The following is a 26,492-nucleotide window of genomic DNA, read 5'->3' on the forward strand; positions in this document are numbered from 1 at the left end:
TTATAGCGGGCCGGAAATACCTTGTTTTCTGATCATGATAAAATGCGCTGCAAGCAACCCAAGCAAAGCAGCTGGTAAGAAGAATACGTGAATTGCAAAGAATCGTGTCAGAGTCTGTGCACCGAGGATAGTTGAGTCCCCAGCAAGAAGAATCTTGATTGATTCACCGATAACCGGTACAGAAGCGGCGATTTCAATACCAACTTTTGTTGCAAATAACGCTTTCATATCCCATGGAAGCAAATAACCTGTGAAACTTAAACCGAGGATAACACCGAATAGCATAACTCCGACGATCCAGTTTAATTCACGAGGTTTTTTATAAGAACCTGTAAAGAATACTCGCAATGTATGAAGGAAAATCATAACAACTACAAGAGAAGCTCCCCAGTGGTGCATCCCACGCACTATTTCTCCAAAAGCGACTTCGTTTTGAAGATAATAAACCGATTCCCATGCATTTTCAATATCTGGCACATAATACATTGTCAAAAACATACCGGATAGAATCTGGATTACCGTGATGAAGAAAGTCAATCCTCCAAAACAATAAACGAATGCTGAAAAATGGTGTGCGGGGTTTACGTGTTCCGGTACTTCATGGTCAGCAATATCGCGCCAGATCGGCGTAATATCTAAACGCTCATCAACCCAATCATATAACTTGTTTAGCACTGGTGTCGTACCCCCTAACTATTAAACTATTGTGTTCGCTTGTATTGCTCCGATTGCCAAAAAGCCATCTCTTTCTTCCACTTCGTATTCATCGAGTGGCCCTAGCGGCGGTGTTCCTGCAACGTTTTGGCCGTTCTTTTCGTAACGTCCGGCGTGGCATGGACAGAAGAATTGGCTCGGGTGTTCCGGATCCCCCGCCCAGTTCACTGTGCATCCTAAGTGTTTGCAGACTGGTGAAAGGGCAACAATTTTATCCCCTTCTTTGTAAACCCAAGCTGAACTTGTTACTTCAGATGTATACCAAGCATCCACCTGCTCGTAGGCGAAGTCGACGCGTACAGGTTCTTCAGTTAAATCAGCTACTGCTTGGTCGGTTAAAATGTAATCTCCAGCATCTTTCTGCTGAAGAACCGGGTCAACCGCAAAACGAACCATTGGCATTAACATTCCCGCTGCCATAAATCCGCCGACACCTGTTAAAGTGTAACCTAAAAATTGACGTCGTGATACACGATTATTACTCATCCTTTTCCCCCCTCTAACATTCAAGGTCAGTCCAATGGACATACTCAATTCAAATATAATTACTAGGACAACCTAATGATATATCAATCAAATGTTAAGGTCAATATCGCATTGAAGCGATTGTGACAGATTGTGAACATTTCATGAATGCTGTGTCCATTCATTGATAAAAAGCGGCAACACTTGGCGCAGCTGGTCTTCCATAACCGATTGCTTGAAGGATTGGTCCATGCTTTCGGTCGGAATTGCAGGCAGCCAAATTACATTTTTAAATTCTTCCAAGGACCGCCATTCAGCATCAGTTGTTATATAAAAGATATGTTTAAACTCTGTATTTCCTATTTCTTTAGTCAATTCGTCAGCCAATCTAGAACGATCTGCCCCTTTGGCATATGATACGGGCGGAAACAATAAAATGCGTCCTTTAAATTGCTTTTCCAATAAATTGGCCAGCGATTGAAGATAATCGGAAGCACTTGCACTTGTTTTCAATCCGGACGAATTTAAATCCAACTGAACCAAAGGGACAACCGCTGAATCGACATATTCTTTTTGTTGCAAGTATTGATCTATTTCTTTCCCTGAAAAATGCATATCGCCTATTCACTCTCCATTTTCTTTAAAGCCTTGATAGATTGAAGCAACGCGGAAAGCTCGAAGAATTTCTGGCGGTCATTCGCATCGAGGGCTTCATCTATTTGTCTTAAAATTGTATCTTCTTGAAAAGCAGCCATACTTTCTTCCAGCACTTTTTCGGCAAGCAGCCGGTCTTCATCAGTGATGGTTGCATGCTTTGGCATGTACGGATTTTCTTCAAGCACTGACATATACAGCGCTGAAGGCGGTTGGTTCGGGAAATTCAACTGGACGAACAAATCTTCATCGGGATTAAGCCGCAAGTCATGGAAAGACTTTTCCGCATCCGCCGTCATCAGATTTCCTTTATAAAAGCGGAAAGGAATTTCCTTCGATTCAGTGGAGGACATGACCATTGCGCGTGGGCAATAATGTGCCTCTTCAACAAAGTGAGTTTTTTCGAGCAGGTCTTCATTGCTTAACATGTAGTTGAGAATCCAGATGCATTCCCGTCTTTTCATTTTGTGGGTCTGCAAAAACCAGCGGACAAACTGCTTTTTTTCTCCTACCGAAATATAAGCGGTCATGAAAACTCCTCCTTTCAATCAAACGACTGTTGCCAATCAAACCATTCAGGGTTTTCCGGTTCCAGCGCCTGAAGTTCTTTAATGATTTCGAGGGCTTTCTCTCTTTTCCCTTCCTCAATCAGAAAACGTGCATACTTCTCCAAGAAATTCGAGTCATCATGAAATGCGGGATAGGCTTTTCCGAAATAGGCAGCTGCCTTATCGAATTGTTCAGTCCGCTCGTAAGATTCGGCAATCATCGGGTAAAGGCCTGCCCAATCATCTTCATTGGCCACAACGCTTTCAGCCAACTCCAGTACATCTTCATCCATTTCTTCAGCATGGAAATAAGAAACGAGAGTATAGATCGCTTCCATATACTCTGGATCCAATGCAATCGCTTGCCTTAAATAATTGACTCCTTCTTCAGCTTTGCCAAGTTTCAATGCCAATTTTCCAGCAAACAAATAGAGCTCTTTGCTGAATTCGTCTCTTGCAATCCCTTCGAGAATTGCCGTATAGGCGGCCTCATAGTCTTCTGCCATATTGAAGCTCTGTGCACGAAGTAAATACGCAGAGAAATAATCGGGGTCAATTTCAATCAGCTCGCCCAGCCGGCGCCCGGCCAATTCGTACTGCCGCGTCTGGAATGCGGCAAAAGCTGCGCCATATAAGACATCCGGCTGAATTTGGTCTTTCAAAACTTCTTCGTAATAAGGCAAGGCTTCTTCATAAGCGGCGCCTGCACTATAAACTTCCGCCAGCCTCTCGGAAAGGTTGACTCCTTCTATTGCAACTTCCTGCGCTTTTAAATCCTGGTAGATTTTAGCGGATTCCAAGTAGCGCCCCGAATCCAGCAGCAGCTCCGCTTTTGCCTGAAGCAGCAACGGTTCGTCCGGAAGCAGCTCTATCGCTTCGTTCAAGCGGCTTTCGGCAGCTTCCAGAAGTCCTTGCAGCTGAAACAGATCTGCCAGCGTAACGAGCACCTGTGGGTATAATTCATCGTCTTTCGAAATTTCCATTAAAGTGTTGAGCGCTTCGTCTTCACGGTCCACTTCAATCAGCAGGTTTGCCCGGTCAACTTTCAATTGGGATTCTTCCGGGAAAACGTATTGGAGATGTTCCAGGACTTTAATCGCTTCTTCAACATAGCCAATTTCAGCTAACCACTCGGATAAATCGTATTGCTCCTCCGGATCCCCGTTTAGCAAAAATGGTTCCAGTAAAGCGTTTACGGAATCAGGATCCCCCAGCTCAACTGCTTTTTGAATATCTTCAATGCTTGCCATACTATCACCTATTCTTTCAGTTTCATACTTCCATCCTACACGAAAGTGTGTTCGAATCATAACAAAAAACCCCCCAAATGGAGAGTTAATTGATCAAAGAATTCATCTGTTCGACAAAATTTGGAAACGATACAGCAATGCAGTCAGGGTCGTCGATATGGACTTCTCCTTCTGCTGCCAAAGCAGCAACTGCGGCCATCATGCCTAGACGATGGTCCCCATATGTTTTCATGTCAGCGCCGTTTAAAGCAGTCGGTCCATTAATGACCATGCCATCATCAGTGGCTGTGATATCGGCACCCATTTTAGACAGTTCCGCAACCACTGCAGCGATTCTGTCTGTTTCTTTCACACGGAGTTCTTCCGCGTCTTTGATGATTGTTGTCCCATGAGCCTGAGTGGCAATGAGGGCAATAAGCGGAATTTCATCAATCAATCTCGGAATCAGTTCTCCTCCGATTTCAATGCCTTTAAGCTTCGAGGAACGTATTGTCAAATCTGCTGAAGGCTCGCCTTCAACTGCTCTCTCGGTCCAGTCGACATCTGCCCCCATTTGTTTGATAACATCAAGAATTCCGGTCCGCGTCGGATTGCTTCCGACATTCGTGAGCAGTACTTCACTTTGTTCTGTTATCAAAGCAGCCCCAATCATGAAGGCGGCAGAAGAAATATCTCCCGGCACCTGGACATGGGCAGCCTTCAGTTTTTGGCCGCCTTCCAGTTCAATGGCGCCATCGTTCCTTTTTGTTAACGTTGCACCGAAATGTTCCAGCATGATTTCCGTATGGTCGCGTGTCGGCACAGGTTCAGTGATAACTGTTTTGCCTTCTGCCTTTAAAGCGGCGAGCAAAATTGCCGATTTCACTTGTGCACTGGCGACCGGCAACGTGTAATTGATCGCCTGTAACTTAGTTCCTTGGATTGCCAATGGCGTATATTGGCCATCCTGGCGTCCGCGGATATCCGCACCCATTTCGCGCAGCGGATTAATGATCCGTTTCATCGGACGCTTTGCAATGGACTCATCACCTGCCATGACAGAATGGAAAGAAGTCCCTGCAAGCAGCCCAAGCATGAGCCGGGTTGTGGTGCCCGAGTTTCCGGTATCCAGCACTTCAGAAGGTTCTTGCCAAGATTCTTCACCAGCACTTTTAATGGTAACGGACTTCCCGGTCAATTCGATGTCTACACCCAACTTCCGGAAACAGCTAATGGTGCTCAAACAGTCATCGCCCAGCAAAAAACCTTCAACTGTCGTAGTTCCAGCGGCCATTGATCCGAACATGATCGCCCGATGGGAAATGGATTTATCTCCCGGCACTTGTATGGTCCCTTTCAATGAAGGATTTGAATAAGATAAAGTCAAAGTCATTAAACTGCCATCCTTTCAGGAAATATACGTATCGTATGCTGTTCTTTTACTAATGCATTCTTTTGCCCGTTCACGGTCTTCAGGAGTTTGGAAACTGATGACTAAAATCCCGAAGACGTCCTCGCGGGTCTCCAGAATCCGCAAATTGACGATGCTGATTTGTTCTTCCGCCAGATAACCAGCTATTTCGGAAATGCTTCCTGGAACATCCGGAATATCGATATACAAGTCATACACACTATACATTGCTCCGTGGCCAGCAATCGGAAGTTCGTCCCGCACCGATTTGGCACGTTGGAAATACTGCTGGATTGGTTCTGGTTCATTTCGGACCAATAAGTCCCGCAGTTGCTCCATTTCCTCCATCCAATTAGTCAATTGCTGGACAATCATATCATTGTTTTGTGTAGTTATGTCCCGCCACATTTCCGGGTTCGACGACGCGATTCGGGTAATATCCCGAAAACCTCCTGCTGCGAGCTGCTTGGCAAACGGATATTCTTCCTCTTTAGCCAATTGGTGCACCAATGAAGCTGCTATCAGATGCGGAAAATGGCTGACGATTGCTGTCATATAATCATGTTCATCAGCTTTCAGCACTTTGACTTTCGCTTTCGTCACCGACAAAAGTTCTTTTAGAAAAGAGATGCTTTCTTCACTGGTGCCTTCCGATGGCGTCAAAATATAAAAGGCGTTCTCAAACAAAACCTCTTTTGCAGCCTCTACACCACTTTTGTGGGAACCTACCATCGGATGGCCGCCAATGAACGTATGGTTCAATTTTTTCGCAGCTTCCATGATATGGTTTTTAGTGCTGCCGGTATCGGTCAAAATGACATCTTCTTTCAAATTCCAATACTGGCTTTGTTCCATCAACTTGATTGTAGTGCCTACTGGTGTCGCAAAAACGATGACATCCGCTTCTGCGGCTGCTCTTTCTAGAGACGGAGGTGAGCTATGTATAATACCCATTTTAAAAGCTTTTCTGGCTGTATGCGGGTCTGCATCATATCCGGCAACTTGTACGCCGGCATGCCGCTGCAGCGCTTTTGCCAATGACCCGCCGATCAAGCCAAGCCCGATGATCAGCACTTGTGGGTTCATAGCATTTTCGCCTCATTGTTTTTGACCAGATCAGGACGCAATTTCACAGCATCATTCAAATAAACATGCTGGATTTCCTTTTGAGCCAATGTTGTATTTACATGCATCATGACGCGGATGCATAGCGGCAAACTGCCTGGAACATCCATTTCATGCGTGCACATGACAGGAACATAAGTCCAGTTTTCAAGTGTCCGCACCGCTTTTGCCGGAAACGCCGATGCGATATCGGTGGTCGTTGAAATGATGACGGAAGCCACATCATCCGGTTTAATCCGGTTTTCTTTTGCCATTTCTAAAACAAGACGGCCCGTTTCACGCAAAACATCTTCCGGCTGATCGGCTGCCACAGTAATGGCTCCTCTAACTCCTCGGATCATAATAACACCCCTCTTATTTTTAATTGCAATTGTTCATAAGCGGCTTGTGCCTGTTCTTCGTCAATCGCTTCGACATACGGCTGACCTGTTTTTTGAAGCAGCACAAAATTCAGCGATCCTTTAGAAGATTTTTTATCTTTTTTCATATAATCAATGACATCATTAAAGGAAATCTCCTGGATTTTCTCCAATGGATAGCCATTCGCTTGGCACCATGCCAGAAACTCTTCCAAGCGCGGATGACCGGATAATAGCAAGGCATAAGCCATTCCAAGAGCAACTGCTTCGCCATGAGTGATTTTGCCATATCCGAGATAAGCTTCTATCGCGTGTGCTAAAGTATGGCCAAAATTCAAATACTTTCTGACGCCGCCTTCAAATTCATCTTCTTCTACGATTGCCGCTTTTACCGCAATCCCCCGTTCCAGATGAAGCATCCAGTCGTCATCAGCCAACTCATTGAACGAATGGATCCGCAGCAACTCAGACAGCCATTCTTCATTGGAAATAAAAGCATGTTTGATCACTTCCGCCATGCCGGACCGCACTTCCTGCTGGGGCAATGTTTTCAGAAACTGGATATTGTAAAGTACTGCTGCAGGCTGGTAAAACGTCCCGATCATATTTTTTCCAAGTGCATGGTTGATGGCTGTTTTGCCGCCAACTGCGCTATCATGTGCAAGAATAGTGGTCGGAATCTGGATATACGGAATACCTCTCATAAATGTCGAAGCAACAAATCCCGCAACGTCTCCTGTGGCACCTCCGCCGAATGCCAAAAGAAGCGACTTTCTGGAACAGCCTTCTTTCAATAAGAAGCTATGGCAGTCCATAAAGGTTTCAATGGATTTCGCATGTTCGCCAGAAGGTGCAGTAAATACACTCACTTCATATGGCTGCAAAAACTGCAAAAGTGAATCAAGGTGAAGCGAAGCGACTTTCTTATCAGCTATGACCACGATCCGGTCGGCTGAACTTAGCAGCTCGCGGTATTGGCTCGAGAACAATTCAAATACATCAATCCCGATGTGGACATTGTATGGTTGATCGGCTTCGACTCGAAGTGACTTCATGTCTAGTACTCCTTCGTATAATTTAAGTAATTCTGTAAATTTTCTTTCAAGCGAGGCATTTGATCCGCATCAAATTGTTCAATCAATGCATTGGCTACTTCCCAAGCTATTACATGTTCTGCAACGATGGAAGCCGCCGGAACCGCACAGCTGTCCGAACGCTCGATGCTCGCTTGGAAAGGTTCTTTCGAATCAATATCGACACTCTGAAGCGGCTTGTAAAGCGTCGGAATCGGTTTCATGACTCCTCGTACGACAATCGGCATGCCCGTTGTCATTCCGCCTTCAAATCCACCCAGGTTATTTGTTTTGCGGGTATAGCCTAAGCCTTCCGTCCATTGGATTTCATCATGCACTTCGCTGCCTGGTTTTCTGGCCATTTCAAAGCCAATTCCGAACTCCACGCCTTTAAACGCATTGATGCTCATCATTGCAGCAGCGATTTTCGAATCCAGTTTGCGGTCATAATGGACATAGCTGCCAATTCCTGCTGGCATGCCTTCTACTATTACTTCAACCGTCCCGCCGATCGAATCGCCATTTTTCTTTGTTTCATCGATTAAGTCAGTCATTTGTTGGGTTACTGAAGGATCTGCACAGTATACGGCATCGTTTTCGACAATCTCCCGGATTTCAGCTGCCGTTTTTCCTTGGTAGCTTTCCGGATTCACTTTAATGCCGCCAATTTCCGTTACATGGGCTACAATTTCCACACCCATCTGAGACAGCAATTGTTTAGCAACTGCCCCGACAGCGACACGCACAGTCGTTTCTCGCGCAGAAGAGCGCTCTAGCACATTGCGAAGGTCACGGTGCCCATACTTCATGCCGCCATTCAAATCGGCATGTCCTGGACGAGGACGTGTAATCTGGCGTTTCACTTCATCCGTATCTTCAATCGGCTCAATGCCCATAATATTCGTCCAATGTTTCCAATCATCATTTTTGACTACTAGAGCTATCGGCGAGCCAAGTGTTTTTCCGTGGCGTACGCCTGATACTATTTCAACTGTATCTTTCTCAATCTGCATTCTCCGGCCGCGTCCATGTCCGCCTTGCCGTCTTTTCAATTCCTTATTGATCATTTCTGCAGTCAGCGGCATTTGTGCCGGCAACCCCTCGATGATAGCGGTCAACTGTGGACCGTGTGATTCTCCTGCTGTTAAATAACGCATGACACTTTCTCCCTTCAACGCACTAAAGTATTTATGTATCACTATAACATATAGTATTTCATCAATTCTATCTTAAATTCAGATAAAGTGAAACTTCAATCTATTGGGAAATTTAACCTTGACTATTCTTGTAAGGAACCTTGAACTATTTAAAAACTATTATTGTGAAATAAAAAAACTGTCCAAATGAAATGGACAGTTTGCTGAAGTTATAAAAGTGATTATTAGGCGCTGAAGAAATCGCCCCAACTCTTTTTCAGTACGTGAAGTTAGTTCAGTGAAAGAGAAACAGCCAAATGCTTTCCGCGAGAGGATAGAGACATTGTTCAAGCTGATTCTTTCGGAACTTTTCCTTGCCTCACCACTGGCTTTCCTGTTGAACAGAATTCATATTTCATTTTATCTATCACCTATCCACAACTTTTTTATTATGGATTTTAGACAAAATAAAAAAGCAGCTAAGCTGCTTTTTTACCTGGATTAGTTTACCCAGTTGTTCATTGTTTTTTCGTATGATACCAATTCTTCTTCTTTGAAGAACAAGCCGATTTCGCGTTCAGCGCTTTCAGCTGAATCCGAACCGTGGATCATGTTTTTGCCGACAGTAACTGCGAAGTCGCCGCGGATTGTTCCTGGAGCTGCATCTTTAGGGTTAGTAGCGCCCATCATTTGACGTGCAGTCAAAATAACGTTTTCGCCTTCCCAAACCATTGCAAATACAGGACCTGAAGTGATGAATTCAACCAATTCACCGAAGAAAGGACGTTCTTTATGTTCGCCGTAATGCTGCTCAGCCAATTCAGCTGGAATCTGCATCAATTTAGCTCCAACCAAGTGATAACCTTTTTTCTCAAAACGTGCTACGATTTCACCGATTACATTGCGTTGTACGCCATCCGGCTTAACCATCAAGAAAGTTTTTTCCATTATGAACACTCCTCTATTTAAAGCTCGGGCTTTTTGCCCACCTTAAAAAATACTATCAGTTTGGTGCTATTTGTCAACTATCTGGCTAAAACTTTCTCTTTCCAATAAAAAAGGCGATTTTTCGCATTGTTTTATTGGCAGGGCTTTTAGGCAAATAATCCAGTTCCTGCAGCGCCTTTTTCAAATACCGTTCACTGACGGCTTTCGCTTCACTGATTCCCGGACTGTTGCGGATGGTTTTGACAACTAATAGCCGTTCCTTGTCCGTCAACTCTTTTTGAAGGCTGTTTTTCAATAAACTGTATACTTCCGGATCGCGGCGTGCACATAACACTGGCAACGTGATATTGCCTTGAATAAAATCGCTCCCTGCCGGTTTTCCAAGCTCTTCGTCTGTTGAAGTAAAGTCCAAAATATCATCAATGATCTGGAAAGACATGCCGATAAAGTAACCGAACCTGCGCAAATGAGCGGCCGTTTTTTCATCTGTCCCTGATACTAATGCCCCTAATTCACAACTCGACGAAATAAGCAAAGCTGTTTTGCGTTTAATGCGCCGCAAGTAATCCCGCAGATTTTGATCCAGTTTATATTTATCTTCTATTTGAATGATTTCGCCGCGGCATACTTCAATCATCGTCTTGGATAAGATATGGTGAAGTTTTGGAGAATCGATGTCGGTGATATACTCCAATGCCCGGGCTAATATAAAATCACCCGTATACATGGCAACACTATTATTCCATTCCGCCTTGACCGTCGGTTTGCCTCTTCGGATATCCGAGTCGTCTATGACATCGTCATGCACAAGGGACGCCATGTGAATCAGCTCTAATGGGACGGCAACTTGTTTCATCACATCGATATTGTAATTTCCGAATTTGCCCGCAAGCAAAACAAAAACAGGTCGGATTCGTTTCCCTCCGGCCTGCAATAAGTGAAGAGAAGCATCGTTTAATAGGTGAGATTTGGAATCCACTGCCTGTTCTAATTCTTTTTCAATCATATCTAATTCCGGTTTAAGATCGGAATAGAGCAATTTCAACTTCACCTTTTCCACTTAAAAAACCTTCTCCCGCTATTTTACTTTTTTAATGCCTAAATGCAGTGCAGCCGCACCGCCAGTGTAAGGTTTGTATTTCACTTTTTCAAATCCGACTTGAACAAAAAGTTTGGCCAGCTGTTTCATACCGGGAAAGCCTTTAGCCGATTCTTGCAGCCATGAATATTCCTTATAGCTTTTCGCAAACAACTTGCCGAATACCGGCATGATGAAACGGAAATAGAACCGGAAAAACGGCTTGAATAGCAAATTATTCGGCTGTGATGTTTCAAGGCACGCAATCATCCCGCCGGGCTTAAGAACCCGGTGCATTTCTGAAAGCACCTGCTGGTAATCCGGTACATTGCGAAGACCAAATCCAATTGTCGCAAAATCAAATGAATTGTCCGGAAACGGCAATGCCATCGCATTTCCCTGAACCAGTTTTACCTGAGGCATATGTTTGGTTTTCTCGATTCCGACATTCAACATGTTCTGGCTGAAATCCAATCCGACCACTTTGCCTGTCTCACCTGTCGCTTCGGCTAAAGCGATCGTCCAATCTGCCGTACCGCAGCATACATCAATTGCAGCTGCCCCTTTAGGCACCTGCATTTTGTCCATAGTGTCTTTGCGCCATTTACTATGCTGCTGAAAACTGATGACAGAATTCATTTGATCGTAATTGTCCGATATTTTTTCAAAAACTTCATGTACGCGCTGTTCTTTCGTTTTTTGCATCTCAGTCATCCTTCTCGGGTTAGCTGCTCAGCTCTATGCTGGTGCGGGGTTATTTGATGGAGCATAAAGCTCTTGAGTTCATAGTTGAAATTATAGGAATTGATGGTCAGCGAAATATCTTCATGCAATAAATCCAGCTTCTCCAGCAGCCAGCGCTCTGTCTGCAACGGGTGCTGAAGAGTCTGGTTCAACAAACGCAGAATTCGAGTCTGGCTGTTGTTTTGCAGGAATTCAAGCTCTTCCACATATCGGATATAGCGAAGCATCAAAGTAGCCAGCGATGCATATTTCTCAAATCCATAAAATTTATAAAATGTCGTTAATAATTCCGTTTCAATTACATGGACTAAATCATCGATTTCTTCAACTGAACGGACTAGCCCATCGTAAAAAGAAGCTTTGTTTTCGCTCACCTTTATGATTGAGGTTGCCAAACGCTGAATCATCGTTATATTGTTCGAATTGGCCAGCATCTGATAATAGATGCCGCTGTAAAAATCACCAGCCAGGACAGTTAACTGCTGTTTTTTTGTTATCACTAGTGCATTTTCCTTCACTTGATCATGGGCATGCAGAGCAGCATAAACGATTGAAACTGTTTTTGCTGAAGCCTCTATTTCGCCTGACCAATGATTTTCGTCAAAAAAAGGCAACAACAAAAAAAACAAACGTGCCCGTTCAACTGATGGACCTTCCGTGAAATTCTCCAGTGTCCGCTGTTTTACAGCTTTTAAGACATCGAGTTCCATAGAAGTGATTTTTGAATGTATTAGTTGTTCATTCATACTGCTTGCTCCATTCATGATTTAGCCATATTACCCTAGTATATCATAAGCAAAGGCTTGCCTTCATCCAATAACGCCTATTTTTTCGCTTCGCTTTCTACCAGGCCATGGGCTGTTTGAATTTCCGCTTTGCCGCGAATTTTCATCGCTGACGTGTGTTCTGTGAATTGGGCAATCATTACTTCACCGGTATCCAACTTTTCGGTATGGTGAAATTTTGTGTCATTGCCACGAGTTAAACCGATGACGTTTACGCCGTCTTCTAATGCACGAATCACAATGTATTCTGGTTGAGCCATTTTTCCACCCGCTTCTTTAAAAGTTCAATTAATTCATATTTATATAAGTGATGATTTCCGATCGTTTGATATCATCTTTTTCAAGTATGCCTCTTGACACTGCAGTCACTGTTTTAGCGCCAGGCTTTTTGATGCCTCTCATTGTCATGCACATATGTTCCGCTTCAACCATTACGTATACGCCGTGCGGGTTTAAAGTTTCCATCAGTGAATCTGCAATGGTGGAAGTGATCCGTTCCTGCAGTTGAGGGCGCTTCGCCACTGTTTCTACTGCTCGCGCCAGCTTGCTTAATCCGGTCACGACTCCATCTCGAGGGATGTAGGCAATATGGGCTTTGCCAAAAAATGGAACAAGGTGATGCTCACAAGTCGAGTAAAAAGGTATATCTTTTACAAGAACCAGTTCCTCATGTCCTTCGTGAAAAACCGTACTGAAATATTCTTTTGGATCTTCTTTTAATCCCGAAAATATTTCTGCATACATTTTGGCCACACGTTTCGGTGTATCCAGCAATCCTTCTCTGTTCGGGTTTTCTCCTACAGCTTCAAGAATCATGGTAACCGCTTTTTCTATTTTATCTAAATCTACTTTTTTCGAATCTATATCTATCACGTTGTTTCCTCCTGTAAAAGACAAATCGGATTCCCTCCGTTTAACGGCCCGTAAGATTCCCTGCTAAGAGAAGTTATTCTTTATGCGAATGCAGCAACCGTTTAGGTTTTTCTTGTTTTTTCTCACATGAATCGTAGCATATAGCCACGTTATACGCAAAACTGTTAGCTCAAAAAAAGAATGGCTTTTACGTGAACAAGTCACGAAAAAGCCATTCTATGTACTGCACTGAAAATTATTTCACTGCGTCTTTAAGCGCTTTACCTGGCTTAAATGCAGGAACTTTGCTTGCAGCGATCTCGATTTCAGCACCAGTCTGCGGGTTACGACCTTTGCGTGCTGCGCGTTCGCGTACTTCAAAGTTACCAAATCCGATTAATTGTACTTTGTCACCTTGAGTTAGAGCGTTTTGAATCGCCTCAAATGCAGCGTCAACTGCTTTTGCAGCGTCTTTACGAGAAAGTTCAGCTGCTTCAGCAACAGAGTTCACTAATTCTGTCTTGTTCATGCTATTCACCTCCTCTCAAAGGGGATGCAAACCTTCAATCCTGTAAAAAGAGTATCATATCGAAAATCGCATAGCAACAGGTAATAGAGCGGTTTTGCAATAAAAAAAGCAAATAATGGAGTATTCTTCCTAAATATTTACATTTAATGCGAAAACCGCTCTAATACTGCGATTTTAATCAACTTTAAAGACAGGTTCATTTTTTTCATTCACAGTGTAAGGAAGTGAATAAGCCGGAACGACCGGGCTGTTTTCATACAATAAAAACCTGATGTCTTGGCCGGGTTCCAATGTCCCCTCATATTCCTGGAGAACGGTATACAAATCCATTGAATAATCTACAAACACTTCGCCTTTGCCATTCACCACAAGCGGAAGATTTCTGCCGCTATATGGACTGACCGCTGTTTGTTCTTCGCTGAATCCCATCGCTTCATAATTCAGTTTATAAACATTATCTGCAATGATTTCAGAAATCGGAGCTTGTCCGCCATTCGCACTTTTCCGTACGTTAATCGTGCGGATCGCTTCTGTAAGGCGCAGATCCACCAATTTCACTGTTGGGTTTTCCTCAACATCCATCAGGACATATTGATAAACTCCACCAGATTCATAGGCATTAGGAGGTATTTCCGCAAGATAAGTTGGGGCGATTTTTGAAAAATCGATTGGATATTTAATGTATTGATCTACGTCCATATCTCTGGTTTTGATCGGCAATAACCCGCCGCTTGCTCCACGGTACTGGTTAACTGCGTTCTGAACAGAAATTAGTTGATCTTCATAAGGAATCTGGTTTTCTGCCCGTTCACTTTCCGGATACATACATCCCGCCAAAAGCATCATACTGAGCATCATAGTGATTGCTAATAATCCTTTTTTCATTTTCATCACCTCAAGCGCCGCCGGTTGGGCCGCTAAGTACTATGAATACCATGATAAAGAATCCGAGTATCAACAGAATATAAGCCACTAAAGCAAAAAGGAATTTCAAGATGCCGTTTTTTAATTTGTATCTGCTTAAATAAATCATTCCCATTGAAATGATTAAAAAAGCTATACCCGCAAAGGAGACCCACATCTTATCTAAAGAACTCATAACTGACCGCCTTTCGTTCTATTTCACCCCGTATTATAACATAAAGAAAGAAGAGGCCGCGGAGCTGAACCTCTTCTTTTGTGACAATTAAAGTAAGTTGATAAGGTCTTCCATTTCGTTTTTCTTCATACGCCCCATTAGGATGTCAACCGCTTCCGTAGTTGATACACCTTCAAATAAAACGGCATACAAAGCTGACGTGATCGGCATAGGGACATCGTATTTTTTTGACAATTGATAAGCGGCTTTTGTGGTACGGATGCCTTCGACAACCATCCCCATTTCTTCAAGCACTTCATCAATGGTCTTGCCTTTTCCTAGCATATTGCCGGCACGCCAGTTTCGCGAATGGACACTGGTGCATGTGACAATCAAATCTCCAACGCCTGAGAGGCCGGAGAACGTCAAAGGCGTGGCCCCCATCTTGACACCCAGCCGCGCGATTTCAGCAAGCCCACGGGTCATCAGAGCAGCTTTGGCATTATCTCCATAGCCAAGGCCGTCAGTTATGCCAACAGCTAACGCAATAATGTTTTTCAAAGCTCCGCCGATTTCTACCCCGATTACATCTGTATTCGTGTAGACGCGGAAATAATGATTCATGAACAGATCCTGGACCCGCTCAGCAGAAGCCGTATTTTCACAGGCTGCGGTCACAGTAGTCGGATGTTCAATTACCACTTCTTCTGCATGGCTTGGCCCCGATAACACCACTACATCTTCTATCCATTGCTCTGGAATTTCTTCGCGGATCATTTCACTGATCCGTTTCAGCGAATCCGGCTCAATGCCTTTGGAGACATGGATGAACAATGCTTTTTTCGTCAAATTCCCTTTAATTTGTGCACAGACTTCCCTTATTGCTTTTGTGGGAACTGCTAACACAAATATTTCTGAATGATTGACGGTTTGCTGCAAGTCGTTTGTAGCTTTCAGGTTTTCCGGCAATTGGATGCCTTTTAAGTACCGATTGTTCGTATGGCCATTGATTTCCTCAGCCTGTTCTAAACGATGGGTCCAAAGCAAAAGGTCATGGCCATTTTGAGTCAAAACATAACTCAAAGCAGTCCCCCAGCTCCCAGCCCCAAAAACAGATACTTTTTCCATATTCAATCCCACCTTTTCCAATTATGTCCGGGCGCGAGTAATCAGCCGGAGCGGTGTTCCTTCAAAGTCAAAGCTTTCACGGATCCGATTTTGTAAAAATCGTTCATAACTAAAGTGCATAAGCTCAGGTTCATTGACAAACACCACAAAAGTTGGGGGCTGTATAGCCACTTGCGTTGCGTAGTAAACACGCAGTCTGCGGCCTTTATCCGTTGGAGCAGGATTCATCGCCACTGCATCTTCAATAACCTCGTTCAAAATACTCGATTGGATCCGTCTCGAATGGTTGTCATTTACCCGGTTGACGATTTCCAGAATATTATGGACGCGTTTTCCGCTTATTGCCGACACAAACATGATTGGTGCATAGTCCAAGAATAAGAAATGCTCACGGATTTTTCTCGTCATGACGTTCATGGTTTTTTCGTCTTTTTCAACTGCATCCCATTTATTCACAACAATGATGACACCTTTTCCTGCTTCATGTGCATATCCAGCGATTTTCTTGTCTTGTTCTTGAATGCCTTCTTCAGCATTCAAAACAACCAAAACAACGTCTGAGCGTTCAATTGCCCGAAGTGCACGAAGCACGCTGTATTTTTCAGTGGTCTCATAGACTTTCCCTTTTTTGCGCATTCCTGCTGTATCGATAATGACATAAGGCTGTCCGTCGTACTCATACTCCGTATCGATTGCGTCTCGGGTTGTTCCAGCAAGATCGCTGACGATTACGCGTTCTTCCCCTAAAAACGAATTGACAAGAGATGATTTACCGACATTCGGGCGGCCAATCAATGAGAATTTAATGACGTCATCTGGATATTCTTCCCCATCTTCTTGCGGGAAATTCTTTGCAACTTCATCAAGAAGATCTCCTAAACCCAGTCCGTGGGAACCAGAAATCGGGAAAGGCTCTCCCATTCCTAATGTGTAAAAATCATAAATCATATGGCGCATATCAGGATTATCGATTTTATTGACTGCTAAAATGACCGGCTTTTTAGTCCGGTATAAAATTTTAGCTACTTGTTCGTCTTGAGCTGTGACTCCGTCACGCCCGTTAACGAGAAAGATAATGACATCCGCTTCGTCCATTGCGATTTCCGCTTGCTGGCGGATTTGTTCTAGAAACGGCTCGTCTCTTAAATCGATGCCGCCTGTATCGATGATATTGAATTCATGCGTCAGCCAATCTGCCGAACTATAGATGCGGTCACGTGTAACTCCTGGAATATCTTCCACGATGGATACACGCTCTCCGACCACGCGATTAAAAATCGTGGACTTCCCAACATTCGGCCGGCCAACAATTGCTACTACCGGTTTTGACATAATTACTTCATCCTTCCACTTCTAATATACTTATTATACACGAAAAAGGTGATGGCATCTTGTAAATGTCCATCACCTTAAAAGGTGTAATATTCAGTTTTTCTTTCGATTGGCAAAAGCCGCCGGGTCATAACCCCTAAGCAATAGATAATGATAAAGCTCTCCTGAAATAATGAGCGGACAATCTTCTAGATCGGCGATATCTTTGGCGCCCAACGCCGTCATCATCATCCCTAAATCCTCTTTCAGAGTTTCAATATCTGTTATCAACTGCTTTTCACCGTGCTCGATTGCGGTTTTTAAAAAGGAGCCAGCCAACCCCGCCGCATTTGCTCCAAGCGCGAAAGCCTTTATCATGTCCAAGGCATTTTGAATGCCGCCTGACGCCAGCACGGTTTGAGGAAAGGCTTTTTTCACTTCGATTATCGCTGCTGCTGTTGGAACTCCCCATTCTTGAAAATAAGACAGCTTGCGCGCCCGCCGCTCATTTTCAATGGCTGCAAAGTTCGTGCCGCCATAACCGCTGACATCGATGGCAGCGATTTTAGTTGAAGCCAGTTTCTCCGCTGCTTCACGGGAAATTCCGAAGCCCGTTTCCTTAACGATCACAGGAACCTTCACCTTTTCCGCTATTTCTTCAATCCGTTCCAAAGCGCCTTTGAAATCGCGGTCACCTTCAGGCATCGTCAGTTCCTGAATGACATTCAAATGTATTTGAAGAGCATTGGCTTCGATCATTTCGATCGCTTCTTCAGCTTGTTTTAAACTTGCTTCACTGCCTAGATTGCCGATAATGAAACCTTCCGGATTCACTTTGCGGACGATTTGATAAGATGCCCTTTCTTCAGGGTCTCTTAACGCTGCCATCTGAGAACCGACTGCCATCGCAATTCCGGTCTCTTTTGCTGCATATGCCAGGAGCGCATTCAGCTTTTCAGTCTGCCTGCCGCCTCCGCCTGTCATGGCATTAATAAAAACAGGTGATTTCAATTTCAAATCACCTGTCTCGGTATGAATGCGAATATCTTCTACACCAAGGTTCGGCAATGCTTGATGGACGAAACGAATATCGTCAAAAAACGTGCCGGCGCTTTGGCCTGTTGATAAGGCAAATTGAATATGGTCCATCTTCCGATCAGCTCTTGACATCTTATTCGGATTTAAATCCTTTTAATTTATCGCCAATCACATCACTGATTGAAAAACCACTGGATTCTTCCGGCATTTCATAATTGGAATAATCATGTTCTTTCTCTTTTTCCTGAAGTTCTTTAATGCTGAGTGACAGGCGTTTATCAGCTTTATTTACTTCCAGTACTTTTACTTGGACTTCCTGGCCTTCAGATAGAACTTCATTCGGGGTCGCGATATGCTTGTGGGCGATTTGTGAAATATGAACAAGGCCTTCAACTCCAGGCAATACTTCTACAAATGCACCGTAGCTTACGATCCGTTTAACTTTTCCAGTGTGGACAGAACCTTTTGGCGCTTTTTCTTCAATGGCATCCCAAGGTCCAGGAAGTGTGTCCTTGATCGACAAGGAAATCCGTTCGGAATCCCGGTCTACTGAAAGAACTTTTACCGTTACTTCCTGTCCTTCGGTTACGACATCGGATACTTTCTCTACATGCTCATGTGATAATTGGGAAATGTGAACAAGTCCATCCACTCCGCCGATATCCACAAAAGCACCAAAAGAAGCAATGCGCTGCACTTTCCCTTTAAGCACATCCCCTTGGTGAATATGTTCCATCACTTCTACTTTTTGCGATTCCTTTTCCATTTCTACAACTGCCCGATGCGAAAGAATTAACCGATTGTTTTCTTTTTCCATCTCGACAATTTTAAAAGTCATGACTTTTCCTTTGTAGTCTTCGAAGGATTCAACGAAATAATCTTCTACTAATGAAGCCGGTACGAACCCGCGAACTCCAAGATCGACCACAAGTCCGCCTTTCACGACATCTTTCACTTCAGATTCGATAATCTCGCCCGACTCAAACTTTTTCTCCAACTCGTCCCATGCCTGTTCGGCATCAACTTTCCTTTTGGATAATACAAAGTTTTCGTCTTCTACTTTAGTTATGATTAAATCTAGCTCATCACCGACCTGAACTGAATCTGATGCTTTCTCGATATGAAGGCTTGACAGCTCACTGATTGGAATAACCCCATCAAAAGGTGCCCCTTCAATCGTTACGGTTACTGCTTTTTCTTCTATATTAGTAACAATACCTTTTACGCGATCTCCTGTTTGGAAGTCACGGTTTTCCATCATGTTCATTTCCTCAGACATAAGTAGCCCTCCTTCACAAACTATCCACTTTCTATTTTATTCGAATTCTCTAATAAAAACAAAAATTATCACTTATTTTTGCTATATTCATCCAGAATATCTTGAATGCGGCTCATGATCATTTCGGTCACTTCTTCAGCAGATGCTTTTCTTTCCCGGAAAGGCGCCATTCGTATGGGCTCACCGTATACCACTTTAACTTTACGGAATGTTTTATAAGGTCCAATAATGGCACAAGGAACTACATCGGCATTGCCGCGAAGGGCGAAAAATCCGGCTCCGCTCAATCCTTTTTTTAAAACGCCGTCCGTTGATCTTGTCCCTTCAGGGAACAAGCCGACGACTTCTCCGCTTTTCAGCACTTTTAATGCTGTTCTAAGCGCTTCCCGGTCGCTCATTCCCCGTTTTACAGGAAATGCGTTAACTTTTGGCAAAATCGGTCCTAGAATCGGCAGCTTGAACAGTTCTTCCTTTGCCATAAAATGCACCGTCCTTGGAGCAGTCATTCCTACAACAGGGGGATCAAGCGCATGAATATGGTTTGAGCAGAGCAGGACGCCTCCTTCTTTCGGGAAATTCTCAATGCCGATCACTTCGAAACGGTAAAGAGGCGTTAATGTCGTTTTTACAAGGGATTTTCCAATTGCATACAAATTCACCTTAACTCAACCTTTCTTCTGCCAGTCGCAATATTTCTGCTGCAGCTTCTCGAATCGTTAAAAAAGTCGTATCGAGAAAAATCGCATCTTCCGCTTGTCGGAGCGGAGAGACTTCCCGCTCACTGTCCATTTTATCCCGCTTCGCAATTTCCGCCTGCAATTCATCAATTGGCGTATGGATACTGCGCTTTTTATTTTCTTCAAACCGGCGGCGTGCCCGTTCTTCGACAGTCGCAGACATAAACACTTTCAATTTCGCAGCCGGCAGGACATCGGTTCCGATGTCACGGCCATCCATGACCACACCCCGTTCTTCAGCAAGCTGCTGCTGCAGTTTAACCATCTGTGTGCGCACGGATTCATGAGCCGCCATTTCAGAAACCGCTTTTGTCACATGCTGCGAGCGGATATCTTCCGTCACATCTTTATTATCAAGAAAAACAAGCTGTCCGTTTTCGGAAGGCTGCAAATCTATTTCTGTATCGGCCAGCAGTTTTCCTGCCTCTTCATTGCTGGACAGATCAATGCCTTCGTTTAATGCTTTAAGAGTGATGGCACGGTACATGGCACCCGTGTCGATATAAATATATCCTAATTGTTCTGCAACAATTTTTGCTATTGTGCTTTTCCCGGCAGCTGCAGGGCCATCAAGAGCAATCTGTATTGATTTCGTCAAAAAAGTCACCTCATCATATGTATTCAACATATTTTAACATAGAAAAGCGGAAGCGCCTATGTAGCTCCGACAGGCGTAAGACGATTTGGCGGAGCGGCAGGTTTTCAGCCGCATAGCCGAAGCGGCTTACGACCCGATGGACTAGGCGGCAGAGCTGGACAACACAAGAAATGCGGCAATAGCCGTTCAGATCCATCAAGATTCCTTTGAAATTTGGCCACCAAAAAAAGCCTTGGGCTACAAGACTTTTTACATTCAAGAGAGAATGCTGTGTTATGGATGTAAGGAAGTATTGTCATGATAATGCGTCAAAGACAATTGGTGCGCTTGCTTTACCTTCCTTAAACTAAACCACCATAGAAACAGCATAAAGGGAATCACACTGTAGGACCATTTCGTATTTGTGTATAAAATCGAATTATAGGCCAGGTGGAGAACCAAAGAGCTGATCAAGGCCATCGCCAAGAGTTTAGGACCATGCGGACCTTTGGTGAACTTCGCTTTGCCTAAATAATATCCCATAACCACTCCAAATAACGCGTGGCTCGAGACTGGCAGAAAAGCTCTGATAAATGCAGTCTCCAAACCGAACTCAAGCAGATATAAGATATTTTCTACTGTCGCAAACCCTAATGACACACTTGCTCCGTAAAGAATGCCATCATATGGATCTTCAAAATCAATATGCCGGTATACGGCAATAATTAAAACAAGCCATTTGAAAAATTCTTCAACTATACTCGGAAACAGCACATTCTGGCTGAAAGCATGGTTAAAGACTCCTTCAAATTCAAAAACATACTGAATAAACAAAATCGGGAAAGTCAGCACTGCCCCGTAAACGAAACATTGAAACAAAAGTTTTGAAGGTTCGTTAGCAAATTGGTCACGCAAATAAAAGTAACTGAACAACGCCAGACTTGGAGCAATCGCAACTGTCAGTAAAATTATCATATGCCTGCTCCTTTGCTTAAAGTCCCTTAATTATAACATGGCATAATGGTAAATATTATCAATTTTTCAATTTCATAAATGCTTATTTATTGAAAGTGTTAATGTCCACTTTTTTGGCAGCAGCTAATATGATTGCCAGCTTGATCCGCGCTTTTTTACTGTCGTAATCGCTGCCCAGCAAAACGCCTTTCAACATCAGATCATGGGCACTGCCGGGATAACTGTAGCTTGGATATGCTTTGCCTTCTTCTGCACTGGTCGTCAAGACGATCGTGATGCCTTTTTGAATGGCCCGCTCAATCGCTTCGACCATATGAGGCGACACTTGTCCTCTGCCCGCAGCTTCCAGAACGATTCCTGCTACGTCAGTGTGCGCCAGCAAATCAATCATATGGCCATCTTGTCCGGAATAACATTTGATAATTTCCACTCTCGGCAAATTGCCTTTCACTTCGTGAACTTCATGGAATATCGGTTTTTGGTAAATGCTCACCACATCATTATCAATGATCCCTAAATAACCGTGGCCAAAAGAGTCAAACCCTTGCAGATTGCTGCTATGCACTTTCTTCACATATTTCGCTGTATAAATCCGTTCATTGAATACCACTACTGTGCCGACGCCTCTCAAATCATTATCAACCGACACATAAATGGAGTTCCGCAAATTTGAATAAACATCTGTTCCTACATCATCAGGTGAACGCTGTGAGCCCGTAACGACAATTGTGCGGTGGTCATCGATTGTTAAATCTAAAAAATAAGCGGTTTCTTCCAATGTATCCGTCCCATGTGTTACTACAATCCCATCCACTGTTTCATCTTCCATTTCCGCTTTGATGGCTTCCCGCAGCTTCAGCATCTTGTCGAAGCCGATATGCATGCTTGGCAACTGAAAAATATCGATGACTTTTACTTCTATTTCTTCAGGCAATTGGCAGAGCGCCGCCAGGTCTCTTCCTGAAATGGCGCCTGATTTCAGCAGTCCTTTCGAAACTTCCTTGCTCGCTATGGTTCCGCCGGTGGTAATCAAAGAAACTTTTTTATTCATGCAATACAACACCCTTTCTCCAACCTATTTTACACCATTGTACCGTGCTGCAAATATCTTTTTACGGGCAAGAAAAACAAAAAAGCGCACTTAGCGTACGCTTTTCTTTTCCGCAATGGCGGCAGCAATTTGTTGTCCATGAAAACGGCCGTTTTCAATAAAGATGGAGTTGGCATTATTTCCCGCAGCAATCACTCCGGCAACATACATATCCTCTGTATCGGTTTCCATCGTCACTTCGTTAAATATAGGGCAGCCTGTCAATTCGTCTATCGCAATACCAATCTTTTTCAAAAAGTTGTGGTCAGGATGATAGCCGATCATCGCAAATACAAAATCATTTGGAATCGTTTCTTTTGTATCATTGACAGTCAGTTCTACTTCCCGCTCCGTAATTTTATCGACAATAGAGTCGAACAGCATCGTAATTTCACCTTTTTTCACCAAGCTGTCAAACTCCGGCAAGATCCAAGGCTTGATGCTTTTCGAATAGCTTGTGCCGTGATACGAAACTGTTACACGGCTTCCGGCTTTATGCAATTCAAGCGCTGCATCTACTGCTGAGTTCTTGCCGCCGATAACCAGGACATCTTGGTCAAAATAAGGATGCCCTTCCTTGAAATAATGCATGACTTTTGGCAAATCAGCGCCTTCTACTTCCAATTTATTCGGATTGTCGTAATAGCCGGTTGCCGCAATAACATATTTCGCATGATATGTATTTTTGGATGTCCGGACAATAAACTTCTCTTCTTTTTCAACAGCTAAAACGGTCTCAAAAGAACGCACTTCGATTCCGCTTCTTTTCACTACTTCCCGGTAATAGACCAGCGCCTGGTTGCGCTTAGCTTTCCGGTCTTCTGTTATAAAAGGAATATCCCCAATCGACAATTTTTCACTGGAACTGAAAAAAGTCTGATGGGTCGGATAGTTATAAATGGCATTGACGATGTTTCCTTTTTCAATGACTACCGGCTGAAGGCCTATTTGCTTGATGGCGATGGCTGCTGCCAAACCGCAAGGGCCTCCCCCGATAATCAGAGCATCTATATTTTCCATACTTGAAACCTCTCCCACAATTAGTATCTATCCCTTAAGAATAGAAGACTTCTTTCACCGTTGGCAACTAAAAGCACTTAGCTGCTTCCTGCACTTTAAAGAGACGTGAAATACCTGTTTTTCCATTTAGAATTTCATTGGCCACAAAAATAATTTGTTGGACTGCCAGTCAGCAGACAAAGGCCTTAACCGACGTTTTTTATTTTGGATGTATGTCAAAAACATGATATTCCGCTTCCGCGCCTAAACGAAGCGGCAATTTGGTGGTGCCGTATCCGTTGCTGACCAACTCCATTTTCCCACTGTTCTCAGTTAATCTTCCTTTTTCCGCAATCCCGAATTTACCCAAACGTATCTGACCGCCATGCGTATGGCCGGCAAGCAGGAAATCGGCAGGATATTTTTCTCTCACATACTTAAATACGGCAGGCGTATGAGACACAAAAATAACAGTGTCGTCTGCTGCTATATCAGAAAAAGCAGTAATGATTGAATTTTTTCCATAGCTGAAATAATCAATGCCAACCAATTTCAAGTGCGGCTGCCCTAGAAGATTGACTCCTTCGTTTTCTAAAATTTCGACATTATACTCCTCAAACAGCTTGCGCAATGCCGCCTCGCCAGCGCTTCGATCGTGATTTCCCCAAACAAAGTAAAGCGGGCCGAGTTTGCTGAGCATTTTCAGATTTTCTTCAACACGGCTTAATGGCACACCTTTTTCCGTTAAATCGCCTCCTATGATGACAACATCTGCAGGATCTTCCAACAAACTTGAATTTAACTTTCTTCTGTGAATATCTGAAATAAACATTAACTTAAATGGTTCAAACCGATGTGCGGCATGCAATTGAATGCGTTGGCTCTTCAAGTTTTGCTGAAAAGCGTTGCGCAACATAAAAAGAAGCAGCGCCAGAATTGCCAGACTGCCTTTATAAATCCACTTCATATTAAATAATTCCTCTCAATCAAAATAAAGAGACAAAAGCAAAGAGCTGCTTGTGTCTCTTTAAAAGTAATTTCACTTTCAGTCTTCTGAGATATCCAAAACCCGGAATCCCGATTTATCCAACTCTTTCAAAAAGCGGTCGATATTGTCTTTTTTCTTGATTTTTAAAACGATGCGCCGTACCACTTTATCCGTTTCATCAAACGTCACAAGCGAGACCACAGATTCTTTATATTTCTCTATTATATCACCAAGCCGTCCAATGCGCCCCTCTGACTCAACCGAAGTAAAGGTGATGCGCACTCCTTCTTGCTGCATGCCAAAAGCGCTCTGCAATTGATTCATCACATCAAAACGTGTCACTATCCCGAGAAATTCGTTATCGTGCACAACTGCAATAATGGGGAAATCATTCAGCTCAACAATTGCTTTTTCAAAGACATCCTCAATTTTCAGGAAAACATCCTGATTCACAACAACGTCGCTGACTTTGGCCGTGCTGATGAATTCATCCTTGGTCTTGCCTGAATAGAAAAATGCCCGGCAAGCGTGAAACCAAGTGAATATCCCTTTATATTGCGTGCCTTCTATAACAGGCAAAGCATCTATTGAATGGCGTTTCAGCAAGTCAAGGCCCGTCTGGATTGAATCATCCATTTTAACTATAATGCATTTTTCTCTTTTTACCATTACGCTTTTCACAAACATCCAGTTCACCTCTACTTTTCCTCAGCTTTGTTGGCTTTGTTGTTTTGTTGCAGCAATACGTTTATTATTCCCTCTTTAAGGCAAAATTAACGTACTACCAACACTTATTTCGTTTGAAGTTAAACCGTTTGCTTGTTTGATCTTTTCAACTCCTGCATTTGCTCCTGCTGCTCCGTAGGCATTAACGGCAATCCGGTATAGGGTTTCGCCTGATTGGACCACATGTGTCTTTTGTGATAATTTTGCTTTCTCTTTGGCTTCTTTCTCTTTTTGGGCTGCTTGTTGTTCTTGCTGTCTTTTTGCTTCTGCTTCTGCTTCTGCTTTGGCTTTTACCTCTGCTTGAGCTTTTGCCTCTGCTTCTGCTTTGGCTTTTGCCTCTGCTTGAGCTTTGGCCTCTGCTTCTGCTTTGGCTTTTGCCTCTGTCTGAGCTTTGGCCTCTGCTTCTGCTTCTGCTTTGGCTTGGGCTTCAGCCTTAGCCTTTGCTTCTGCCTCCGCCTGTTCTTTTTCTTTAACAGCAGCTTCTTTTTTGGCTTGTTCTTTCTCGGCAGCCGCTTTTTGAGCTTTTGCTTCTTTAGCTTCTTTTTCCGCTAAAGCTTTCGGCTCTTCCTCTTTTTCTTCTCCTTCAACGGGAACAAGAGGAGTTTCAGATGCCGGCGGTGTTGTTTCCAGGCTGACTTGATCATTTACTGTGCTGGTAATTAATGTGTCGTTCGGCTCATGCAGAAAATATACGTATATAAGAAGTGTCACGGGGATTAACATGAAAATGAAAAACAATGTAGGCAGCAGCATGTTTTTGGTTTTTTTCGGTTTCTTATTGACCGCTTTACGCTGTGCCCTTCTTGAAGGAGCGGCAATGCTTTGAACTGGAATTTCCTGTCGGCCTTTTTCAATGGCTTTACGATAATTTTGTTTACCCATAATCGACTACCCCTATCTTCTCTAATAACTCTAT

At 43.6% G+C, this 26,492-nt stretch carries 31 protein-coding genes; all 31 read right to left on the reverse strand.

All coding sequences use genetic code 11. The features are described 5' to 3' along the window. The 31 genes from qcrB to QWY16_RS12150 all read right to left on the reverse strand — a co-directional run bounded on the left by qcrB (window position 1) and on the right by QWY16_RS12150 (window position 26,458). Window positions 1-675, reverse strand: coding sequence for a menaquinol-cytochrome c reductase cytochrome b subunit (qcrB, locus tag QWY16_RS12000; protein ID WP_300989457.1), 675 nt, complete (start codon window positions 673-675; stop codon window positions 1-3). A 21-nt stretch (window positions 676-696) separates the two neighbouring features. Further along, window positions 697-1,200: a QcrA and Rieske domain-containing protein gene (locus QWY16_RS12005; RefSeq protein WP_300989458.1), complete on the reverse strand. Its 504-nt coding sequence runs from the start codon at window positions 1,198-1,200 to the stop codon at window positions 697-699. Window positions 1,201-1,341: 141 nt separating this feature from the next. Then, window positions 1,342-1,794, reverse strand: coding sequence for a DUF2487 family protein (locus QWY16_RS12010; RefSeq protein ID WP_300989459.1), 453 nt, complete (start codon window positions 1,792-1,794; stop codon window positions 1,342-1,344). A 5-nt stretch (window positions 1,795-1,799) separates the two neighbouring features. Beyond that, window positions 1,800-2,363 carry a ReoY family proteolytic degradation factor gene (locus QWY16_RS12015; RefSeq protein WP_300989460.1) on the reverse strand — a complete coding sequence of 188 codons (564 nt, stop codon included), beginning with the start codon at window positions 2,361-2,363 and terminating at the stop codon, window positions 1,800-1,802. Window positions 2,364-2,377: 14 nt separating this feature from the next. Continuing rightward, a complete protein-coding gene (locus QWY16_RS12020) occupies window positions 2,378-3,631 on the reverse strand; it encodes a tetratricopeptide repeat protein (protein WP_300993426.1) in 1,254 nt (417 codons plus the stop codon). Between the two features lie 85 nt (window positions 3,632-3,716). Further along, window positions 3,717-5,003 (reverse strand): 3-phosphoshikimate 1-carboxyvinyltransferase, encoded by a 1,287-nt coding sequence (gene aroA / locus QWY16_RS12025; protein WP_300989461.1) that lies wholly within the window; start codon window positions 5,001-5,003, stop codon window positions 3,717-3,719. 15 nt (window positions 5,004-5,018) lie between these two features. Next, complete coding sequence (locus QWY16_RS12030; protein ID WP_300989462.1) at window positions 5,019-6,107, reverse strand: prephenate dehydrogenase; 1,089 nt, start codon at window positions 6,105-6,107, stop codon at window positions 5,019-5,021. Continuing rightward, window positions 6,104-6,487 (reverse strand): chorismate mutase, encoded by a 384-nt coding sequence (gene aroH, locus QWY16_RS12035; RefSeq protein ID WP_300989463.1) that lies wholly within the window; start codon window positions 6,485-6,487, stop codon window positions 6,104-6,106. The genes QWY16_RS12030 and aroH overlap by 4 nt, the downstream gene beginning before the upstream one ends. Further along, window positions 6,484-7,560, reverse strand: a complete 1,077-nt coding sequence (gene aroB, locus QWY16_RS12040; RefSeq protein ID WP_300989464.1) for a 3-dehydroquinate synthase — start codon at window positions 7,558-7,560, stop codon at window positions 6,484-6,486. Before aroB ends, aroH begins: the two co-directional genes overlap by 4 nt. 2 nt (window positions 7,561-7,562) lie before the next feature. Beyond that, window positions 7,563-8,735: a chorismate synthase gene (gene aroC / locus QWY16_RS12045; protein ID WP_300989465.1), complete on the reverse strand. Its 1,173-nt coding sequence runs from the start codon at window positions 8,733-8,735 to the stop codon at window positions 7,563-7,565. Window positions 8,736-9,215: 480 nt separating this feature from the next. Next, window positions 9,216-9,662 carry a nucleoside-diphosphate kinase gene (gene ndk, locus QWY16_RS12050; RefSeq protein ID WP_300989466.1) on the reverse strand — a complete coding sequence of 149 codons (447 nt, stop codon included), beginning with the start codon at window positions 9,660-9,662 and terminating at the stop codon, window positions 9,216-9,218. 85 nt (window positions 9,663-9,747) lie between these two features. Further along, complete coding sequence (gene hepT, locus QWY16_RS12055; RefSeq protein WP_300989467.1) at window positions 9,748-10,722, reverse strand: heptaprenyl diphosphate synthase component II; 975 nt, start codon at window positions 10,720-10,722, stop codon at window positions 9,748-9,750. Between the two features lie 18 nt (window positions 10,723-10,740). Further along, window positions 10,741-11,445, reverse strand: a complete 705-nt coding sequence (locus QWY16_RS12060; protein WP_300989468.1) for a demethylmenaquinone methyltransferase — start codon at window positions 11,443-11,445, stop codon at window positions 10,741-10,743. A gap of 5 nt (window positions 11,446-11,450) precedes the next feature. Then, window positions 11,451-12,230, reverse strand: coding sequence for a heptaprenyl diphosphate synthase component 1 (locus QWY16_RS12065; RefSeq protein WP_300989469.1), 780 nt, complete (start codon window positions 12,228-12,230; stop codon window positions 11,451-11,453). A 77-nt stretch (window positions 12,231-12,307) separates the two neighbouring features. Further along, window positions 12,308-12,529: a trp RNA-binding attenuation protein MtrB gene (mtrB, locus tag QWY16_RS12070; RefSeq protein WP_300989470.1), complete on the reverse strand. Its 222-nt coding sequence runs from the start codon at window positions 12,527-12,529 to the stop codon at window positions 12,308-12,310. 28 nt (window positions 12,530-12,557) lie between these two features. Further along, the gene (folE, locus tag QWY16_RS12075; protein WP_300989471.1) at window positions 12,558-13,142 is read right to left on the reverse strand and encodes a GTP cyclohydrolase I FolE; all 585 of its coding nucleotides are present in this window, start codon (window positions 13,140-13,142) and stop codon (window positions 12,558-12,560) included. Between the two features lie 235 nt (window positions 13,143-13,377). Next, on the reverse strand, window positions 13,378-13,650 hold the full coding sequence (locus QWY16_RS12080) for an HU family DNA-binding protein (protein ID WP_036801889.1): 273 nt from the start codon (window positions 13,648-13,650) through the stop codon (window positions 13,378-13,380). A gap of 174 nt (window positions 13,651-13,824) precedes the next feature. After that, the gene (locus QWY16_RS12085; protein ID WP_300989472.1) at window positions 13,825-14,535 is read right to left on the reverse strand and encodes a YphF family lipoprotein; all 711 of its coding nucleotides are present in this window, start codon (window positions 14,533-14,535) and stop codon (window positions 13,825-13,827) included. A 10-nt stretch (window positions 14,536-14,545) separates the two neighbouring features. After that, window positions 14,546-14,749, reverse strand: coding sequence for a DUF2768 domain-containing protein (locus tag QWY16_RS12090; protein ID WP_300989473.1), 204 nt, complete (start codon window positions 14,747-14,749; stop codon window positions 14,546-14,548). Window positions 14,750-14,836: 87 nt separating this feature from the next. Further along, window positions 14,837-15,856 carry an NAD(P)H-dependent glycerol-3-phosphate dehydrogenase gene (locus QWY16_RS12095; RefSeq protein ID WP_300989474.1) on the reverse strand — a complete coding sequence of 340 codons (1,020 nt, stop codon included), beginning with the start codon at window positions 15,854-15,856 and terminating at the stop codon, window positions 14,837-14,839. 21 nt (window positions 15,857-15,877) lie between these two features. Next, the gene (gene der / locus QWY16_RS12100) at window positions 15,878-17,188 is read right to left on the reverse strand and encodes a ribosome biogenesis GTPase Der (RefSeq protein WP_300989475.1); all 1,311 of its coding nucleotides are present in this window, start codon (window positions 17,186-17,188) and stop codon (window positions 15,878-15,880) included. A 93-nt stretch (window positions 17,189-17,281) separates the two neighbouring features. Then, the gene (gene fni, locus QWY16_RS12105; RefSeq protein ID WP_300989476.1) at window positions 17,282-18,316 is read right to left on the reverse strand and encodes a type 2 isopentenyl-diphosphate Delta-isomerase; all 1,035 of its coding nucleotides are present in this window, start codon (window positions 18,314-18,316) and stop codon (window positions 17,282-17,284) included. A 22-nt stretch (window positions 18,317-18,338) separates the two neighbouring features. Next, complete coding sequence (gene rpsA, locus QWY16_RS12110; protein WP_300989477.1) at window positions 18,339-19,484, reverse strand: 30S ribosomal protein S1; 1,146 nt, start codon at window positions 19,482-19,484, stop codon at window positions 18,339-18,341. Between the two features lie 68 nt (window positions 19,485-19,552). Then, window positions 19,553-20,143, reverse strand: coding sequence for a lysophospholipid acyltransferase family protein (locus QWY16_RS12115; protein ID WP_300989478.1), 591 nt, complete (start codon window positions 20,141-20,143; stop codon window positions 19,553-19,555). Between the two features lies 1 nt (window position 20,144). Continuing rightward, window positions 20,145-20,819 carry a (d)CMP kinase gene (gene cmk / locus QWY16_RS12120; protein ID WP_300989479.1) on the reverse strand — a complete coding sequence of 225 codons (675 nt, stop codon included), beginning with the start codon at window positions 20,817-20,819 and terminating at the stop codon, window positions 20,145-20,147. Between the two features lie 273 nt (window positions 20,820-21,092). Continuing rightward, window positions 21,093-21,773: a glutamic-type intramembrane protease PrsW gene (prsW, locus tag QWY16_RS12125; RefSeq protein ID WP_300989480.1), complete on the reverse strand. Its 681-nt coding sequence runs from the start codon at window positions 21,771-21,773 to the stop codon at window positions 21,093-21,095. Window positions 21,774-21,855: 82 nt separating this feature from the next. After that, window positions 21,856-22,824, reverse strand: coding sequence for an asparaginase (locus QWY16_RS12130; RefSeq protein WP_300989481.1), 969 nt, complete (start codon window positions 22,822-22,824; stop codon window positions 21,856-21,858). A gap of 90 nt (window positions 22,825-22,914) precedes the next feature. Beyond that, window positions 22,915-23,883 carry a YpdA family putative bacillithiol disulfide reductase gene (locus tag QWY16_RS12135; RefSeq protein ID WP_300989482.1) on the reverse strand — a complete coding sequence of 323 codons (969 nt, stop codon included), beginning with the start codon at window positions 23,881-23,883 and terminating at the stop codon, window positions 22,915-22,917. Window positions 23,884-24,082: 199 nt separating this feature from the next. Continuing rightward, window positions 24,083-24,829 carry a metallophosphoesterase gene (locus QWY16_RS12140; RefSeq protein ID WP_300989483.1) on the reverse strand — a complete coding sequence of 249 codons (747 nt, stop codon included), beginning with the start codon at window positions 24,827-24,829 and terminating at the stop codon, window positions 24,083-24,085. 78 nt (window positions 24,830-24,907) lie between these two features. Then, window positions 24,908-25,537, reverse strand: a complete 630-nt coding sequence (locus QWY16_RS12145; RefSeq protein ID WP_300989484.1) for a CBS domain-containing protein — start codon at window positions 25,535-25,537, stop codon at window positions 24,908-24,910. Between the two features lie 75 nt (window positions 25,538-25,612). Then, window positions 25,613-26,458, reverse strand: coding sequence for a LysM peptidoglycan-binding domain-containing protein (locus tag QWY16_RS12150; RefSeq protein ID WP_300989485.1), 846 nt, complete (start codon window positions 26,456-26,458; stop codon window positions 25,613-25,615). Between the last annotated feature and the right edge of the window lie 34 nt (window positions 26,459-26,492).

The sequence above is a fragment of the Planococcus shenhongbingii genome (assembly GCF_030413635.1).
Taxonomy (GTDB): domain Bacteria; phylum Bacillota; class Bacilli; order Bacillales_A; family Planococcaceae; genus Planococcus; species Planococcus shenhongbingii.